This window comes from Bordetella genomosp. 10, from assembly GCF_002261225.1.
Taxonomy (GTDB): domain Bacteria; phylum Pseudomonadota; class Gammaproteobacteria; order Burkholderiales; family Burkholderiaceae_B; genus Bordetella_C.
This window is the reverse complement of the sequence record NZ_NEVM01000005.1, coordinates 55692-73563: the sequence shown is the minus strand read 5'-3', so window position 1 is coordinate 73563 and position 17872 is coordinate 55692. Positions and strand designations below refer to the sequence as shown.

14 protein-coding genes are annotated in these 17872 nt (G+C 67.5%); 7 read left to right on the top strand and 7 right to left on the bottom strand.

Annotation, left to right across the window (positions count from 1 at the left end):
• Nucleotides 1-75 precede the first annotated feature (75 nt).
• The 3 genes from CAL29_RS16635 to CAL29_RS16625 all read left to right on the top strand — a co-directional run bounded on the left by CAL29_RS16635 (nucleotide 76) and on the right by CAL29_RS16625 (nucleotide 2937).
• A complete protein-coding gene (locus CAL29_RS16635; RefSeq protein ID WP_094854208.1) occupies nucleotides 76-276 on the top strand; it encodes a heavy-metal-associated domain-containing protein in 201 nt (66 codons plus the stop codon).
• A gap of 266 nt (nucleotides 277-542) precedes the next feature.
• On the top strand, nucleotides 543-1280 hold the full coding sequence (locus CAL29_RS16630; RefSeq protein ID WP_094854207.1) for a glutathione peroxidase: 738 nt from the start codon (nucleotides 543-545) through the stop codon (nucleotides 1278-1280).
• 238 nt (nucleotides 1281-1518) lie between these two features.
• On the top strand, nucleotides 1519-2937 hold the full coding sequence (locus tag CAL29_RS16625; protein ID WP_094854206.1) for a dihydrolipoyl dehydrogenase: 1419 nt from the start codon (nucleotides 1519-1521) through the stop codon (nucleotides 2935-2937).
• Nucleotides 2938-2954: 17 nt separating this feature from the next.
• On the opposite strand, the gene CAL29_RS16620 is transcribed toward CAL29_RS16625, so the two are convergent.
• On the bottom strand, nucleotides 2955-3743 hold the full coding sequence (locus CAL29_RS16620; RefSeq protein WP_094854205.1) for an NAD(P)H-dependent oxidoreductase: 789 nt from the start codon (nucleotides 3741-3743) through the stop codon (nucleotides 2955-2957).
• A gap of 90 nt (nucleotides 3744-3833) precedes the next feature.
• Here CAL29_RS16620 and CAL29_RS16615 point away from each other — a divergent pair, with 90 nt between their 5' ends.
• Nucleotides 3834-4745, top strand: coding sequence for a LysR family transcriptional regulator (locus tag CAL29_RS16615; RefSeq protein WP_094854204.1), 912 nt, complete (start codon nucleotides 3834-3836; stop codon nucleotides 4743-4745).
• Nucleotides 4746-4922: 177 nt separating this feature from the next.
• On the opposite strand, the gene CAL29_RS16610 is transcribed toward CAL29_RS16615, so the two are convergent.
• The 6 genes from CAL29_RS16610 to CAL29_RS16585 all read right to left on the bottom strand — a co-directional run bounded on the left by CAL29_RS16610 (nucleotide 4923) and on the right by CAL29_RS16585 (nucleotide 11419).
• A complete protein-coding gene (locus CAL29_RS16610; RefSeq protein WP_094854203.1) occupies nucleotides 4923-5171 on the bottom strand; it encodes a GlsB/YeaQ/YmgE family stress response membrane protein in 249 nt (82 codons plus the stop codon).
• Between the two features lie 130 nt (nucleotides 5172-5301).
• Nucleotides 5302-5841, bottom strand: coding sequence for an SCO family protein (locus tag CAL29_RS16605; protein WP_256977845.1), 540 nt, complete (start codon nucleotides 5839-5841; stop codon nucleotides 5302-5304).
• Between the two features lie 151 nt (nucleotides 5842-5992).
• Complete coding sequence (locus CAL29_RS16600; protein ID WP_094854202.1) at nucleotides 5993-8077, bottom strand: M3 family metallopeptidase; 2085 nt, start codon at nucleotides 8075-8077, stop codon at nucleotides 5993-5995.
• 119 nt (nucleotides 8078-8196) lie between these two features.
• Nucleotides 8197-9045, bottom strand: coding sequence for a bifunctional methylenetetrahydrofolate dehydrogenase/methenyltetrahydrofolate cyclohydrolase FolD (folD, locus tag CAL29_RS16595; protein WP_094854201.1), 849 nt, complete (start codon nucleotides 9043-9045; stop codon nucleotides 8197-8199).
• Complete coding sequence (locus CAL29_RS16590; protein WP_094854200.1) at nucleotides 9042-9668, bottom strand: response regulator transcription factor; 627 nt, start codon at nucleotides 9666-9668, stop codon at nucleotides 9042-9044. The genes folD and CAL29_RS16590 overlap by 4 nt, the downstream gene beginning before the upstream one ends.
• Complete coding sequence (locus CAL29_RS16585; protein WP_094854199.1) at nucleotides 9665-11419, bottom strand: PAS domain-containing sensor histidine kinase; 1755 nt, start codon at nucleotides 11417-11419, stop codon at nucleotides 9665-9667. Before CAL29_RS16585 ends, CAL29_RS16590 begins: the two co-directional genes overlap by 4 nt.
• A 264-nt stretch (nucleotides 11420-11683) precedes the next feature.
• Here CAL29_RS16585 and aceE point away from each other — a divergent pair, with 264 nt between their 5' ends.
• The 3 genes from aceE to lpdA are packed head-to-tail and all read left to right on the top strand — an operon-like array spanning nucleotide 11684 to nucleotide 17862.
• Entirely contained in the window at nucleotides 11684-14392 is a 2709-nt protein-coding gene (aceE, locus tag CAL29_RS16580; protein WP_094854198.1) for a pyruvate dehydrogenase (acetyl-transferring), homodimeric type, read from the top strand.
• A gap of 11 nt (nucleotides 14393-14403) precedes the next feature.
• Entirely contained in the window at nucleotides 14404-16065 is a 1662-nt protein-coding gene (gene aceF / locus CAL29_RS16575) for a dihydrolipoyllysine-residue acetyltransferase (protein ID WP_094854197.1), read from the top strand.
• 12 nt (nucleotides 16066-16077) lie between these two features.
• Entirely contained in the window at nucleotides 16078-17862 is a 1785-nt protein-coding gene (gene lpdA / locus CAL29_RS16570; protein ID WP_094854196.1) for a dihydrolipoyl dehydrogenase, read from the top strand.
• Nucleotides 17863-17872 lie beyond the last annotated feature (10 nt).

The window sequence follows — 17872 nt, the reverse complement described above, 5'->3', positions numbered from 1 at the left end:
GGAAGGTCTATGCTTGTTTCGTACCCGAGCCCGTCCCCGGGCTTGTTTGCGGAACACCTTCACAGGAGAAACATCATGGTCCTGCAGTACCAGGTTCCCGATATGACGTGCGGCCATTGCGTCAAGACCATCACCGGCGCGGTCACCACGGCGGTTCCCGGCACCGCCGTGCAGGCCGACGTGGCGACTCACCGCGTCACCGTCACCGGCACGGACGACAAGACCATCGTCGAAAACGCTATCCGCGAGGCCGGCTACAGTCCCACGCCTGCTTGAAGGATTCGAGCCAACGGCAAGTTGGCGCCCGTCCTGCATGCACCCCGTGCTCCCAAAATCCGGCGGGAAGCGGATAAGGTGCCCGGCCTCCGGCCGGGCACCTCCTTCCTCCCCCGGCGGGTAAAAGCTATGGTCTCCCATTTATGATTGTCAAAATCTATAAATAAAATAAATTAATTAAATTAGATAACTAGATAGCTATTGTTTATTATTCAGTCATGGCGTCAACGCCGACATTTCAAACCCCCATGACTGGAGATCCTCTTATGCTGCAAGCTCGTGAAGGCCAACGCGTTCCCAACGCCACTTTCCCCATCCGGGAAGGCAACGAATGGAAGCAGGTAAGCACCGACGACGTGTTCAAGAACAAGACGGTGGTGGTGTTCTCCCTGCCCGGCGCGTTCACCCCCACCTGCTCGTCCACCCACCTGCCGCGCTACAACGAACTGGCGCCGGCCTTCTTCGCCAACGGCGTCGATAGCATCGTCTGCCTGTCGGTCAACGACACCTTCGTGATGAACGAATGGGCCAAGGACCAGGAAGCGTCGAACATCAGCCTGCTGCCCGACGGCAACGGCGATTTCACCGAAGGCATGGGCATGCTGGTCGACAAGCGCAACCTCGGCTTCGGCAAGCGTAGCTGGCGCTATTCCATGCTGGTGCGCGACGGCGTGATCGAGAAGATGTTCATCGAACCCGAAAAGGACGGCGACCCCTTCGAGGTCTCGGACGCCGACACGATGCTGAACTACCTGGCGCCCACGGCCGCCAAGCCGGACCAGGTCGTGGTGTTCTCCAAGGTGGGCTGCCCCTTCTGCGTCGAAGCCAAGACCATCCTGAAGGACAAGGGCTACAACTTCGTCGACATCCCGCTGGACAACAAGGTGCGCGGTCGCGTGATCGGCGCCGTGTCGGGCGCGGGCACCGCCCCGCAGGTGTTCATCAACGGCGCCCTGATCGGCGGCCTGGACAAGCTGAAGACGCACTTCGCCATCGCCGCCTGATCGCGGCTCCCAGGCCCAGGCCAGGCCTGCGGCGCCCGCGCGGATCCACGACCGGACCTCGCGGGCGCCCCAGCGCGGCCCCGGGCCTCGGTTCATACGCTCTCCCGCCAAGACTGACGCTGTTCCGCGTCGCGGCCGGCGTGCCCGCCACGGCCCTCAACGTGTCGTGCCGGTGCGCACCGTGCGCGCCGTGGCCGGCCGCCGGGCGCCCCCACGCTAAAACGCCAAAAGGATAACCATGAAGACCTTGCACACCGATGTCGCCGTGATCGGCGCCGGCACCGCCGGATTGGCCGCCTACCGCGCGGCCGTCGCCGCCGGCAAGCGCGCGCTGCTTATCGAAGGCGGCCAATACGGCACCACCTGCGCCCGCGTGGGCTGCATGCCGTCCAAGTTGCTGATCGCCGCCGCCGAGGCCGCCCACGCCGCCGCCCATGGCGCGCCGTTCGGCGTGCATGTCGACGGCAAGGTGCGCGTCGACGGCCGCGAGGTCATGGCCCGCGTGCGCCGCGAACGCGACCGCTTCGTCGGTTTCGTCGTGGAAGGCGTGGAAAGCATCCCGGCGCAGGACAAGCTGCTCGGCTATGCGCGCTTCGTCTCCGACACCGTGCTGCGCGTGGACGACCATACGGAGGTCCAAGCGGCCAGCGTGGTGATCGCCACCGGCTCGGCGCCCGCCGTGCCGCCGCCGTTCAAGGCCCTGGGCGACCGCGTGGTCGTCAACGACGACGTCTTCCACTGGGACGACCTGCCGCGCAGCGTGGCCGTGTTCGGCCCCGGCGTCATCGGCCTGGAGCTGGGCCAGGCCCTGGCCCGCCTGGGCGTGCGGGTGCGTGTGTTCGGCGTCAGCGGCAGCCTCGGCGGCCTGTCGGATCCGGCGGTGCGCGACAGCGCCCGCAAGGCCTTCCAGGAGGAGTTCTACCTGGATCCCGATGCGCGCGTGCTGGACATGGCGCGCGACGGCGATGCGGTGAAGATCCGCTACGTGGCGCTGGACAACAGCGAGCGCACCGAGACCTTCGACTATGCGCTGGTGGCGACCGGCCGCCGTCCCAACCTGGGCGGCCTGGACCTGAAGAACACCTCGCTCAAGCTGAACGCGGCCGGCGTGCCGGCGTTCGACCGCCACACGATGCAGGCCGGCGCCTCGTCCATCTTCATCGCGGGCGATGCGAACGGCGACGTGCCCTTGCTGCACGAAGCCGCCGACGAAGGCCGCATCGCCGGCGAGAACGCGGCCGGCTACCCGCGGGTCGCGCCCGGGCAGCGCCGCGCGCCGATGGCGGTGGTGTTCTCGGACCCGCAGATCGGCGTGGTCGGCACGCCCTACGGCCGCCTGCAGGAAGGCTGCTTCGTCAGCGGCGAGGTGGACTTCGGCAACCAGGGGCGTTCGCGCGTCATGCTGAAGAACAAGGGCCGGCTGCACGTCTACGCCGACCGCGCCAGCGGCCGCTTCCTGGGCGCCGAAATGGCCGGCCCCGGCGTCGAGCACATGGCCCACCTGCTGGCCTGGGCCTTGCAGCAGCAACTGACCGTGGACGCCATGCTGGAAATGCCCTTCTACCATCCGGTGGTGGAAGAGGGCCTGCGCACCGCCCTGCGCGACGCCTCGGCCAAGCTGCGCGAGGCGCGGGCCCCGCTGGCGGCCGCGGCCTGATCCGGCGCGCGCCTCGCCTAGGCGGGGTCGTCGGCGAGGTGGGCGGCATACCCGACCACCCCCGGCGCCAGCTCCGGCCGCAGCGTCAGTTCCGGGATCAGGTAATCGCCGGCATTCTGGCGGCGGAAGGGAATGGGCGCCTGCGTCCACAGCGTGTCCAGGCGCTGCGCGAGCGCGGCCGTCGTTTCCGCGTAGCGCGCATCGTCCATGCGGCCCGTCCGATGGACGGCGAAGGGCGGCAGCACGTCGAAACCCGGATAGAACAGCATGCCGTGGTGGATGGGAAAGAGCAGATCGCCCAGCGGGCCGTTGATGCCGCGCGGCCCGTAGTGCGGCGTCCAGCCGCCCGTCGTCACCACCAGCATGGCGCGCTTGCCGGCCAGCATGCCTTCGCCGTAGCGGTCCCCCCAGCGCTTGTCGGAATGCTCGCCGACCCCGTAGCCGAACCCGTAGGCATAGACCCGTTCGAACCAGCCCTTCATGATGGCCGGCATGGAAAACCACCAGAGCGGGAAATGAAAGAGCACGGCGTCGGCCCAGCGCAGCTTGTCCTGCTCGGCGGCGATGTCGGCGCTTTGCGTGCCGTGCGCATAGGCATATTGGGAATCGAGCGAGGCGTCGAAGCGCGCGGCCGGGTCGCGGTCCAGGCGGTCGGCGCCGTCCAGCGCCGCCTTCCATCCCATCGCATACAGGTCCGACACCTGGACGGCATGTTCGCGTCCCCGCAGGTGTTGGACGGCGAAGTCCTTCAGGGCGCCCGTGAGGGAGCGGGGTTCGGGGTGGGCGTAGACAAGCAGGATGTTCATGGCGCATTTCCAGTGAAGGTTGAAGATGCGTCCAGCTTAGGAATTTCCACGCTATATTGGAAATGAATTTCTGAAATTCCAGGTATTGCCATGGACAATCTCAGGCGCATCGACCTGAACCTGCTGGTCACGCTGGACGCCTTGCTGGCGGAGTTGAACGTCACGCGGGCGGCGCAGCGCCTGTTCCTGGCGCAGCCCACCGTCAGCGTGCAACTGGCCAAGCTGCGGGAAATCTTCGACGATCCCTTGCTGCTGCCCGGGCCGCGCGGCATGCGGCCGACGGCGCGGGCCCTGGCGCTGCGCGAACCCTTGCGCGAAGCCCTGCGGGTGCTGGCGGGCACCATCGCGCCGCCCGAAGCCTTCGATCCCGCCCAGGCCGCGGCGAGCTGGCGCATCGCCGCCACGGACTACAGCGAGACCACGGTCCTGCTGCCGCTCCTGGCGGACCTGTATGCGGCGGCGCCGCGTTGCCGCCTGGCCGTGCTGGAGCTCGCGCCGCCGCGGCTGGCGGCCCAGATGGAGAAGGGGGACATCGATCTCGGATTCCACATTTGGGATGAGGCGGAGACCCCGGCGCATCTGCACCGGCGGTTCCTGTTTCGCGAACGCTACGTCCTGGCCGGGCGGGCGGGGCATCCCGGCTTGCGGCGGCGGCTGGGCCTCAAGCAGTTCTGCGCCCTGGAGCACGTGGTCGTCTCGCCCGACGGCGGCGGTTTCCACGGCGTCACGGATCGCGTGCTGGCGGAGATGGGCTTGCAGCGCCGCGTCGCCTTGTCGGTGCCGCATTTCCTTTTCGTGACGGCGGTGCTGGCGCGCACGGACCTGGTGGCGATGCTGCCGGAGCGCCTGCTGCGGGCGGCGGCCGGGCTACGGGTGGTGGCGCCGCCGGTGGCGGTGCAAGGCTATGAAATGGCCATGTTCTGGCACGAGCGCAGCCATCGGGACCCGGGGCATGCGTGGCTGCGGGCGCTCATCGCCGGCCGCGCCGGCGAGGCTAGCTGAAAGTGAAATGCACCCGCGAAGCGGGTGCGGGGTGGGCCTCCCCTGGAGGCCCGGCGCCAAAAAAGAAGCAAAGCCCATCGAAGACACCGCGGAGCCGGGTTCCCCGGTCCGCCGGTGTCGCCCCCTTGAGGGGGCCGCGCGTAGCGCGGTAGGGGGTGGGCTCCCCTATGCCGGACTTCAGGCGCGGCGCCGGACCAGGCCGACGATGAAAAGCACGATGATGGCGCCGACCACCGAGGCGATCCAGCCGACGGGCTGGCCCGGGGCGTACCAGCCCAGGGTGCGGCCGAGGAAGCCGGCCACGATGGAGCCGACGATGCCGAGTATGGTGGTCAGGATGATGCCCATGGGCTGGTCTCCGGGCATGATCGCGCGGGCGATCAAGCCGACGATGAAACCCACAATGATCATGATGATGATGTCCATGCCGTGCTCCTGGTGTGTATGCGTGTTGGCGGGGGGTAAAACAGCGCGATCATAAGCACGGGTCATGCCCGGCGGTTGTAATAAATCGAATCCGGGGAAAGGGGGGCGTGCATCGTCGCGCCCCTCTATTCTATTTGAGCAGCGGCTTCAGGCCCTGCACGATCTGCGCGGTGTCGGCGCTGTCGGCGAGCAGCAGGCGCGCGCGGCCCTGGGCGTCGAAGACGAACACGCCGCGGCTGTGGGCGACGTTGTAGACCGTGGGGTCGGCGCCGGGACGCGGCTTCTCGATCTGGTAGGAGACGCGGTAGCGGCGCGCGAGGTCGGCGATCTGGCTGTCGGTGCCGGTCAGGCCGATGGTCGAATGATTGAAGGCGTTCACATACGCTTGCAAACGATCGGGGGTATCGCGATGCGGGTCGACGCTGACGAACAGGATCTCCACCTTGGCCGCGTCCTCGCCCAACTGGCCCAGCACGTCGGTCAACTGGGCCATGGTGGTGGGGCAGACGTCGGGGCAGTTGGCGTAGCCGAAGAACAGCAGCACCGTGCGCCCCCGCACGTCGGCGTCGGTGACGGTCTTGCCTTGCGCGCCCGACAGCGAAAAACGCAGGTCGGGCAGGTGGCCGGCGATGTCGTAGACGACCCGCGCGGGCTGCGCCTGCGCCTGCATCTGCGCCCCCTGCGTTGCCTGTGCCTGCGCCATCTGCGCCTGCTGCGCCGCCAGCGCCGGCGCGCCGGTCAGCAGCGCGCCCGTCAGCGACACGCCCGGCAGCAGGCGGCCCGCCGCCCCCATCAACCCCGGCCGACGGCGCGCCGCCATCTCAGGCCGCCTGCGCCGTCGCCATGCCGCTGTGGCGCAGCAGGGCATCGATGCGCGGCTCGCGGCCGCGGAAAGCCTTGAAGGACTCGGCCGCGGGCCGCCCGCCGCCGACCGCGAGGATCTCGCGGCGGAAGCGGTCGCCCGTGGCGGCGTCCAGCGTGCCCTGGCCGGTCGCGCGCGCCGCCTCCTCGAAGGCCTCGTAGGCATCGGCCGACAGCACTTCCGCCCACTTGTAGCTGTAGTAGCCGGCGCCGTAGCCGCCCGCGAACAGGTGCGAGAAGCTGTGCGGCATGCGGTGCCAGGAGGGCGGCGAGAACACCGCGACCTCGTCGCGCACCGTTTGCAGCAGCGCCAGCACGTCGGCGATGGGCGCGCCCTGCGCCTTGTCGTGCAGCAGCATGTCGAACAGCGCGAATTCGATCTGGCGCACCGTCTGCATGCCGCTCTGGTAATTGCGCGCCGCCAGCAGCTTGTCGAACAGCGCGCGCGGCAGCGGTTCGCCGGTCTCGACGTGCGCGGACAGTTGCTGCACCACCGGCCATTCCCAGCAGAAGTTCTCCATGAACTGCGACGGCAGCTCGATGGCGTCCCATTCCACGCTGGCGAACGCGGCGGCGCCGGGCTCGTCCACTTCCGACAGCAGCGCGTGCAGGGCGTGGCCGGTTTCGTGGAAGAGGGTGATGACGTCGTCGTGCGTCAGCAGCGCGGCCTTGCCGCCCTTGCCGTCCTTGGCGCCGGCCGGGCGCGAGAAATTGCAGGTTAGGTAGACGACCGGCGTCTGCAGGCTGCCCGCGGCCACGCGGCGGCTGCGCTCGCTGTCGACCCAGGCGCCGCCTTGCTTGCCGGCGCGGGCATAGAGGTCCAGATACAGATAGCCGACCAGCGCGCCGTCGGGCCGTTCCACGCGCACGCCGCGCGCGTCCGCATGCCAGGCCGACACCGGCGTTTCGCGCAGGCGCACGTTGAACAGGGTCTGGATGACGTCGAACAGGCCGGCCAGCACGCGCGGTTCGGTGAAGTACTGCTTGATCTCGTCTTCCGAATAGGCGTAGCGCGTCTCGCGCAGGCGTTCGGAGGCATAGGGCAGGTCCCAGGGCTGCAGGTCCGTCAGGCCCAGTTCGCGGGCGGCGAATTCGCGCACCTGGGCCAAGTCACGCTGCGCGTAGGGACGGGCGCGGCCGGCGAGGTCGCGCAGGAATTCCGCCACCTGGGCCGCGCTGCGCGCCATGCGGGTCTGCAGGCGCAGTTCGGCGAAATTGCCGTACCCGAGCAGGCGGGCTTCCTCGGCGCGCAGGTTCAGCAGCTCCTCGATCAGCGGCGAGTTGTCGTAGCGGGCGTCGCCCTGTTCGGACGCGACCGTGCCGTAGGCGCGGTACAGCGTCTCGCGCAGCGCGCGGTCGCGCGCGTACTGCATGACGGGCAGGTAGCAGGGCATTTTCAGCGTCAGCTTCCAGCCGGCCTGGCCGTCGGCCTGGGCCGCTTCGCGCGCGGCGTCCAGGACGTCGGCGGGGATGCCCGCCAGACGGCTTTCGTCCTCGATCAGCAGCGACCAGGCGTCGATGGCGTCGAGGACGTTCTCGGAGAATTTCTGCGAGACCTGGGCCTCGCGGTCGGAAATTTCGGCATAGCGTTCGCGCGCCTCGCCTTGCAGCTCGACGCCGCCCAGGCGGAAGTCGCGCAGGGCCAGGTCGACGATGCGGCGCCGCACGGGGCTCCAGCCGTCGAAATCCGGCGCGGCGCGCAGGCGCTGGTATTGCTTGTACAAGCCCTCGTGCAGGCCGACCCAGGTCGAGAACTCGGTGACCTTGGGCAGGGCGGCGTTATAGGCCTCGCGCAGCGCGGGCGTGTTGACCACGGCGTTCAGGTGTCCCGCCACCGACCAGGCGCGCCACAGGCGCTCGGAGGCGGAATCCAGCGGCTCGACCACCGCTTCCCAGGTCGCCGGCAGCGCGGGATCGGCGGCCTTTTCGACGGCGGCGCGCGCCACCGTCAGCAGTTCGTCCACCGCCGGCACCACGTGCGCCGGTTGGATGGCCGCGTAGTCGACCAGGTCTTGCACGGGGGCGAGGAGGGGATTGCTGCTCATGACGGATTCCGGGAAAACGAATGTGTACTTCAAATGGGGGCGGCCGCCATTCCTGCAAGGCCGGACCGGGTGGTGGAAACACCGCCGATGCCGGCCCCGCCGCGGGCGCGGGCGGCCTTCTACCCCAGCCGTTCGGCGGCTTCGACCGTGTTCACCAGCAGCATGGCGATGGTCATCGGGCCGACGCCGCCGGGCACCGGCGTGATGGCGCCGGCCACTTCGCGCGCCGAGGCGAAATCCACGTCGCCGCACAGCTTGCCGTCGGCGCCGCGGTTGATGCCCACGTCGATCACCACCGCGCCCGGCTTGATCATGTCGCCCTTGACGATGCCCGCCTTGCCGGTGGCCACCACCAGCACGTCGGCGCGGCGGGTCTGCGCGCCCAGGTCGCGCGTCTTCGAATTGCACAGCGTCACGGTGGCGCCGGCGGCCAGCAGCAGCATGGCCATGGGCTTGCCGACGATATTGCTGGCGCCCACGATCACCGCTTCGGCGCCGCGCAGGGGCACGTTTTCCGCTTCCAGCATCTTCATCACGCCGTAGGGCGTGCAGGGGCGGAACAGCGGCTGGCCGGTCATCAGCAGGCCGGCGTTGCTGATGTGGAAGCCGTCCACGTCCTTTTCCGCGGCGATCGCCTCGATCACCTTGTGGCTGTCCATGTGCGGCGGCAGCGGCAATTGCACCAGGATGCCGTGGATGGTCGGGTCGCCGTTGAGGACTTCGATGCGTTGCAGCAGTTCGGCCTCGCTCATGCTGGCCGGGTACTGTTCCTTGACGGAGTGCAGGCCGGCCTTCTCGCAGGCCGCCACCTTGTTGCGCACGTAGACCTGGGAGGCGGGATCGTCGCCCACCAGCACCACCGCCAGGCCCGGACGCACGCCGGTCGCGGCCAGTTTCGCCACGCGCTGCGCGACTTCCTCGCGGATTTTCTGCGACAGCGCCGCGCCGTCGATGATACGTGCCGTCATGCGTGCGCCTCGGGTTTCGCCAGGGCCACCTTCATCAGGTCGGCCACGGTCGTGACTTCCAGTTTTTCCATGATGTTCGCGCGATGCGCTTCCACGGTCTTGATGCTGATGCCCAGGTCGTCGGCGATCTGCTTGTTCAGGCGGCCGGCGACGATGCGCTCCAGGACCTGCTGTTCGCGCGCGGTCAGGCGCGCCAGCATGGCTTCATGGTCGCGCTGCGCCTGGAACTTGGACACGCGCTGCGTCGCCTGTTCCAGCATGCGCGCGACGATTTCGCGCAGGTCCGATTCGTTGAAGGGTTTTTCCAGGAAGTCGATGGCGCCTTTCTTCATCGTGGTCACGGCCATCGGCACGTCGCCGTGGCCGGTGATGAAGACGATGGGCAGCGGCGCCTGGCGGGCGATGAGCTGTTCCTGCAGTTCCAGGCCGCTCATGCCGGGCATGCGCACGTCGGCGATCAGCACGCCGACCAGGTTGGGGTCGTAGTCTTCCAGGAAATTCTCGGCGCTGGGGTAGGCGCGCACGCGATAGCCATTGGCCTCCAGCAGCCAGCGCAGGGAATCGCGGACGGCTTCGTCGTCGTCGACGATGTAAACCGTGCTCGACGGAATTGGGGTGTTCATGCGTGGAGCTCCTCGGACTGGTCAGATTGCGACTGCGATTGTGGCGCGGCGCAGGGCAGGGTAAAGCGGAATATGGTGCCGCCTGCCGGGTTGGGATCGGCCCAAAGGCGGCCGTGGTGCGATTCGATAATGGTACGGCAGATATTCAACCCCATCCCCAGGCCCTGGGATTTGGTGCTGAAAAAGGGTTCGAACAGGCGTTCCGGGTCGGCCAGGCCATGGCCGCGGTCGACCACGGCGACCTCCAGGTGCTGCTCGTGCGGAATGACGGCGACCTTCAGCTCGTCGGATTCGCTGTTCTCCATGGCCTCCAGCCCGTTCTTCAGCAGGTTCAACAGCACCTGCTCGATGAGGATGGGGTCGGCCAGCACTTCGGGCGCGTTCGACGGCACGAAGCTTTCGATGCGGATGCGGCGTTTGCGGGCGTCGATTTCGGCGAAGCCGATGGCGTTTTCCACGATGCCGCCGATGGCCACGCGCTGGCGCCGCGGCTCGCTGCGCTTCACGAATTCGCGGATGCGGCTGATGATCTTGCCGGCGCGCTGGGCCTGCGCGGCGGCTTTTTCCAGCGCCGGCAGCAGCATGCGCGGGTTGGTGTGGCCGGCCTTGACCAGGGCCACCGCGCCCATGCTGTAGTTGGCGATGGCCGTCAGCGGCTGGTTCAGTTCGTGGGCCAGGGACGAGGCCATTTCGCCCATGGTGGTCAGGCGGCTGGTCAACTGGATCTTTTCCTGCTGCACGCGCGACGCTTCCTCGTGGTTGCGGCGCTCGGTGATGTCGCGCGCCACCTGCAGGCGCACGCGGCGGCCGTCGGTCCAGGCCAGCATGCGGTGATGCACTTCGAACCAGCGCTGCACCGAGGGCGAGAAGACCTCCACCGATTCGTCGGTGAAGCGGCCGCGCCGGCCGGCCAGCAATTCGTCGTGGCCGCCGGTCTGGGCGCCGAAGACGCGGCGGTAGGTCCGGTTCGCGAACAGCAGCTCCAGGCCGTCATGGGTGTCGGCGGTCACCGAAATGGCGTCGTCCAGGCCTTCCAGCACCGTCATGAAGCGCTCGTGGGCGGCGGTCAGGGCCTCGCGGATACGCTTGGGCTCGGTGATGTCGGTCATGGAGGTCATCCAGCCGATCTGGTTGCCGCTGGGGTCCAGCAGGGGCGAAACGTACATGCGCGCGGTGAAGCGCGAGCCGTCGCGCCGCTGCGCCTCCACCTCCAGGCCGCTGCTGGGCGTCTTGCCCGAGGTCAGGATGTCCAGGGTGTGCTGGTGCTGCTCATGGCGTCCCGGCACCCAGTAGGGGAAGGGCGGGCTGCGGCCGATCAGGTCGGCTTCGTTCCAGCCTATCATCCGGCAGAAGGCCGGGTTGACGTAGGAGATGCGGCCTTCCATGTCCAGCACGCGCATGCCGGTGGACATGGAGTTCTCCATGGCGCGGCGAAAGCCGGTCTCGGCGATCAGGGCGGCCTCGGCGTGCGAACGGAAGCGGGTATAGCGCCAGAGCATCAGCAGGCTGATCACGATCACGCAGGACAGCGCCAGCACCACCCACAGCAGGCGCTGCTGGCGCATCTCCTGGTCGATGGTGACGAACATGACGCTGTCGTCGTGGATGCGCTGGAGCCAGAAGAAGACCGCCATCACGCATATATAGAGCACCAGCACGAGGACGGGCGTCAGCCAGTACAAGCCGCGCCGGCGCAGGCGGGCGTGATCGTGGAACGGCGTGGGGATGTTCGACTTGGGGGCGCTGGCCATGGCTGTACCGAAAAGACTGCCGGCATTTTAGCTGGTCATTTCGCATCGCGATAATATGCGGTTTCGCATTATGAAATGCCGTACCGCAACATGAAATTTTGCTTGCGAGCGACTATTCTTATTCCTAGAATGCCGCTCAAACGACATGGCCCTGATTGACTATCATCCTCTGCCATACAGCCGAGGGCAATAGCGCCGCAGGCCGGTTATTCTTGCCCGCTCCGCTATCGAAGCGCGCGGCCACAACCCTTCAGGAGACACACGATGTCCTCTAACGCCCAGGCAGGCGCCTATACGGCCGCCAACGACGAAGACACCCTAGAAACTCAGGAGTGGCTCGAAGCCCTGGCGGCGGTGCTGGAACGCGAAGGTCCGCAGCGCGCCCATTATCTGCTTGAGCGCCTGATCGACGAGGCTCGCCGTTCCGGCGCGCACATTCCGTACTCGCCGAACACCGCCTATGTGAACACGATTCCTCCTGGCCTGGAGCCGGCGCATCCCGGCAACATGGAGCTGGAAGCGCGCATCCGCTCCTACGTGCGCTGGAACGCCATGGCGATGGTGGTCCGTGCGAACAAGCATAACCCGCCCGACGGCGGCGACCTGGGCGGCCACATCGCCTCCTTCGCCTCGCTGGCGACCATGATCGGCACCGGCCAGAACCACTTCTGGCACGCCGAGACCCCCGAGCGCGGCGGCGACCTGGTGTATTTCCAGGGCCACTCCTCGCCCGGCGTCTATGGCCGCGCTTACCTGGAAGGCCGCCTGACCGAAGACCAACTGAATCATTTCCGCCAGGAAGTGGACGGCAAGGGCCTGTCCTCCTATCCGCATCCCAAGCTGATGCCGGAATTCTGGCAGTTCCCCACCGTGTCCATGGGCCTGGGCCCGCTGACCGCCATCTACCAGGCGCGCTTCCTCAAGTACCTGCACGCCCGCGGCATCGCCGACACCTCCAACCGCAAGGTCTGGGTGTTCTGCGGCGACGGCGAAATGGACGAGCCGGAATCGCTGGGCGCCATCGCCCTGGCCGCGCGCGAGAAGCTGGACAACCTGATCTTCGTCGTCAACTGCAACCTGCAGCGCCTGGACGGCCCGGTGCGCGGCAACGGCAAGATCATCCAGGAACTGGAAGGCGATTTCCGCGGCAGCGGCTGGAACGTCATCAAGCTGATCTGGGGCGGCTACTGGGATCCGCTGCTGGCCCACGACAAGGAAGGCATCCTGCGCCGCGTGATGGAAGAGACCGTCGACGGCGAATACCAGGCCTACAAGGCCAACGACGGCAAGTTCGTGCGCGAGAACTTCTTCGGCAAGCATCCGCAGTTGCTGGCCATGGTCGCGCGCATGAGCGACGAGGACATCTGGCGCCTGAACCGCGGCGGCCACGATCCGCACAAGGTGTACGCGGCCTTCTCCGCCGCCACGGCGCACAAGGGCCAGCCCACCGTCATCCTGGCCAAGACCATCAAGGGCTACGGCATGGGCCACGTCGGCCAGGCCAAGAATCCCACCCACCAGCAGAAGAAGCTGGAGCTGGACTCGATCCGCGAATTCCGCGACCGTTTCGGCATCCCCATCCCCGACGACCAACTGGAAAAGCTGCCGTACTTCAAGCCGTCCGAGGATTCGCCGGAAATGAAGTACCTGCATGAACGCCGCAAGGCGCTGGGCGGCTACCTGCCCGCGCGCCGCACCAAGGCCGACGAGCAGTTGAAGGCGCCCCCGCTGGACGCCTTCAAGGCGGTGCTGGAGCCGACCCAGGAAGGGCGCGAGATCTCCACCACCCAGGCCTTCGTGCGCACGCTGAACCAGATCCTGCGCGACAAGCAACTGGGCCCGCGCGTGGTGCCCATCCTGGCCGACGAGTCGCGCACCTTCGGCATGGAAGGCCTGTTCCGCCAGATCGGCATCTATGCGCCGGAAGGCCAGAAGTACATCCCGGTCGACAAGGACCAGGTCATGTACTACAAGGAATCCGCCGACGGCCAACTGCTGCAGGAAGGCATCAACGAAGCGGGCGCCATGAGCTCGTGGATCGCCGCGGCGACGTCGTACTCGACGAACAACCGCATCATGATCCCGTTCTTCGTGTACTACTCGATGTTCGGCTTCCAGCGCATCGGCGACCTGGCCTGGGCCGCCGGCGACATGCAGGCGCGCGGCTTCCTGATCGGCGGCACCGCCGGCCGCACCACGCTCAACGGCGAAGGCCTGCAGCATGAGGACGGCCACAGCCACCTGCTGGCGGCGACCATCCCGAACTGCGTTCCCTACGACCCGACCTACGCGCACGAACTGGCGGTCATCGTCCAGGACGGCCTGCGCCGCATGGTCGAGAACCAGGAGAACGTGTACTACTACCTGACCGTGATGAACGAAAACTACTCGCAGCCTGGCCTGACCGCCGGCGACGAGGAAGGCATCGTGCGCGGCATGTACAAGCTCAGGAGCGTCGGCAAGGGCAAGCAGCGCGTGCAGTTGATGGGCTCCGGCACCATCCTGCGCGAAGTGCAGGCCGCCCAGGACCTGCTGGAGGCGGATTGGGGCATCGGTTCGGACCTGTGGAGCGTCACCAGCTTCACGCTGCTGCGCCGCGACGGCCTGGACGTGGATCGCCACAACCTGCTGCACCCGGAAGACAAGAAGCCGCAGGTGCCCTTCGTCACCCAGCAACTGGAAAAGACCACGGGCCCCATCATCGCGTCGACCGACTACATGAAGCTGTTCGCCGACCAGATCCGCCCGTTCATGCCCAAGGGCCGCGACTATCGCGTGCTGGGCACCGACGGCTTCGGCCGTTCGGATTTCCGCGCCAAGCTGCGCGAGCACTTTGAGGTGGACCGCCACTTCGTTGTATTGTCGGCGCTGAAGGCGCTGGCCGACGAAGGCACGGTCCCGGTCGCCAAGGTCGCCGAGGCCATCAAGAAGTACGGCATCGATCCCAATAAAGCCAACCCCCAATACGCCTGAGGGTAAAACACATGAGCAATACGGTGGAAATCAAGGTACCCGATATCGGCGACTTCAAGGAAGTGGAGGTCATCGAAGTGCTGGTGGCCCCCGGCGACACGATCCAGGCCGAACAAAGCCTGATCACGGTCGAATCGGACAAGGCGTCCATGGAAATCCCCTCGTCGCAAGCCGGCGTGGTGAAGGCGGTGAAGGTCAAGGTCGGCGACAAGGTGTCGATGGGTTCGGTGGTGCTGGAGCTGGAAGCGGCTGATGCCGCGGCGGCGCCCGCCGCCGCGCCGGCCCAGGCCGAAGCGCCCAAGGCCCAGGCCGCCGCGGCGTCCAAGGCCGAAGCGGCCGCGCCGGCGCCCGCCCAAGGCGGCGGCGAAGCCGAAATCACCGTGCCCGATATCGGCGACTTCAAGGAAGTGGAAGTCATCGAGGTGATGGTCGCCGTCGGCGACACGATCAAGCCGGAACAAAGCCTGATCACCGTGGAGTCCGACAAGGCTTCGATGGAGATCCCGGCCTCGCAGGGCGGCGTGGTCAAGTCCATCAACGTCAAGGTGGGCGACAAGGTATCCAAGGGTTCCGTCGTGCTGGTGGTCGAGGGTGGCGGCGGCGCCGCGCCGGCCGCCGCGCCGCAGGCGGAAAGCGCGCCCGCGGCGAAGGCCGACGCGGGCAAGGCCGAAGCGGCGCCCGCGCCCAAGGCCGCGCCGGCCCAGGCCGCCCAACGCCCGGCCGCCGCGCTGGAAGCGTCCGCGCTCAAGCCCGGCCAACTGCCGCATGCCTCGCCGTCGGTGCGCAAGTTCGCGCGCGAACTGGGCGTGGACCTGGTGCGCGTGAAGGGCACCGGTCCAAAGGACCGCATTACGCAGGATGACGTGCGCAACTTCGTCAAGCAGGCCCTGGCCGGCGGGGCACCCGCCGCCTCGGGCGCCCCGGCCGTGGCCGGCGGCGGCCTGAGCGTGCTGCCGTGGCCGCAGGTCGACTTCGCCAAGTTCGGGCCGATCGAAGCCAAGCCGCTGTCGCGCATCAAGAAGATCTCCGGCGCCAACCTGCATCGCAACTGGGTCATGATCCCGCACGTCACCAACAATGACGAAGCGGACATCACCGACCTGGAAGCGCTGCGCGTGACGCTGAACAAGGAAAACGAGAAGGCCGGCATCAAGGTCACCATGCTCGCGTTCCTGATCAAGGCCGTGGTCGCGGCCCTGAAGAAATTCCCCGAGTTCAACGCCTCGCTGGACGGCGACAACCTGGTCCTGAAGCAGTACTACCACATCGGCTTCGCGGCCGACACGCCCAACGGGCTGGTGGTGCCGGTGATCCGCGACGCCGACAAGAAGGGCGTCTTCGAGATCGCCAAGGAAACCTCCGACCTGGCCAAGAAGGCGCGCGACGGCAAGCTGTCGCCGGCCGAAATGCAGGGCGGCTGCTTCTCGATCTCGTCGCTGGGCGGCATCGGCGGCACCCACTTCACGCCCATCATCAACGCGCCGGAAGTGGCCATCCTGGGCGTCTCGCGCTCGGATCGCAAGCCGGTGTGGAACGGCAAGGAGTTCGTGCCCCGCCTGATCCTGCCGCTGTCGCTGTCCTATGACCACCGCGTCATCGACGGCGCCGCCGCGGCCCGCTTCAATGCCTATCTGGGCGCGCTGCTGGCCGACTTCCGCCGCATCGCGCTGTAAACGGGGAGCCCTATGAGCAACACGGTGGAAATCAAGGTACCCGATATCGGCGACTTCAAGGAAGTGGAAGTCATCGAAGTGCTGGTGGCCCCGGGCGACACGATCCAGGCCGAGCAGAGCCTGATCACGGTCGAGTCGGACAAGGCCTCGATGGAAATCCCCTCGTCGCAAGCCGGCGTGGTGAAGGCGGTGAAGGTCAAGGTCGGCGACAAGGTGTCGATGGGTTCGGTGGTGCTGGACCTGGAGCCGTCCGGCGCCGCCGCGCCGGCGGCCGCGCCCAAGGCGGCCGCCGCCGAGGCGCCCAAGATGCCGGCGCCGCCGCCGGCCGCCAAGGCCGCGCCGCCGGCCACCGCGCCGGTCGCGTCGTCCTATTCCGGCAGCGCCGACCTCGAGTGCGACATGCTGGTGCTGGGCGCCGGCCCGGGCGGCTATTCGGCCGCTTTCCGCGCCGCCGACCTGGGCATGAAGACCGTCCTGGTCGAACGCTATTCGACGCTGGGCGGCGTCTGCCTGAACGTGGGGTGCATCCCCTCGAAGGCGCTGCTGCACGTCGCGGCGGTCATGGAGGAAGCCAAGGCCCTGGCCGATCACGGCATCACCTTCGGCGAGCCCAAGATCGACCTGGACAAGCTGCGCAGCTTCAAGGACAGCGTGGTCGGCAAGCTGACCGGCGGCCTGGGCGGCATGGCCAAGATGCGCAAGGTCACCGTGGTGACCGGCGTGGGCGAGTTCGCCGATCCCCATCACCTGACGGTGAAGGCGGCCGACGGCAAGACCCAGACCATCCGCTTCAAGAACGCCATCATCGCGGCGGGCAGCCAGGCCGTGCGCCTGCCTTTCCTGCCCGACGACGAACGCATCGTCGATTCGACCGGCGCGCTGCTCCTGCGCAGCATCCCCAAGAAGATGCTGATCGTCGGCGGCGGGATCATCGGCCTGGAAATGGGCACGGTCTACTCGACGCTGGGCGCGCGCCTGGACGTGGTGGAAATGCTGGACGGCCTGATGCAGGGCGCGGACCGCGACCTGGTCAAGGTGTGGCAGAAGATGAATGCGCCGCGCTTCGACAACATCATGCTCAAGACCAAGACGGTCGCGGCGGAAGCCAGGAAGGACGGCATCTACGTCACCTTCGAGGGCGAGGGCGCGCCGAAAGAGCCGCAGCGCTACGACCTGGTGCTGCAGGCCGTCGGCCGCAGCCCCAACGGCAAGAAGATCGGCGCCGACAAGGCGGGCATCGCGGTGACGGACCGCGGCTTCATCGACGTCGACAAGCAGATGCGCACCAACGTGCCGCACATCTATGCCATCGGCGACATCGTCGGCCAGCCCATGCTGGCGCACAAGGCCGTGCACGAAGGCCACGTGGCGGCCGAGGCCGCGTCCGGCGAGAAGTCCTTCTTCGACGCCCGCGTCATTCCGGCGGTGGCCTACACCGATCCGGAAGTGGCCTGGGTCGGCCTGACCGAGGACGATGCCAAGAAGCAGGGCATCAAGATCGAGAAGGGCGTCTTCCCCTGGGCCGCCTCCGGCCGCGCCATCGCCAACGGCCGCGACGAGGGCTTCACCAAGCTGCTGTTCGACGCCGAAACCCATCGCATTCTGGGCGGCGGCATCGTCGGCACCCATGCCGGCGACCTGATCAGCGAATTGGCCCTGGCGGTGGAAATGGGCGCGGACGTGGTCGACATCGCCAAGACCATCCACCCGCATCCCACGCTGGGCGAGTCGGTGGGCATGGCCGCGGAAGTGGCGGAAGGCGTTTGCACGGACCTGCCGCCCACGCGGAAGAAGTAATAAGCGGCAC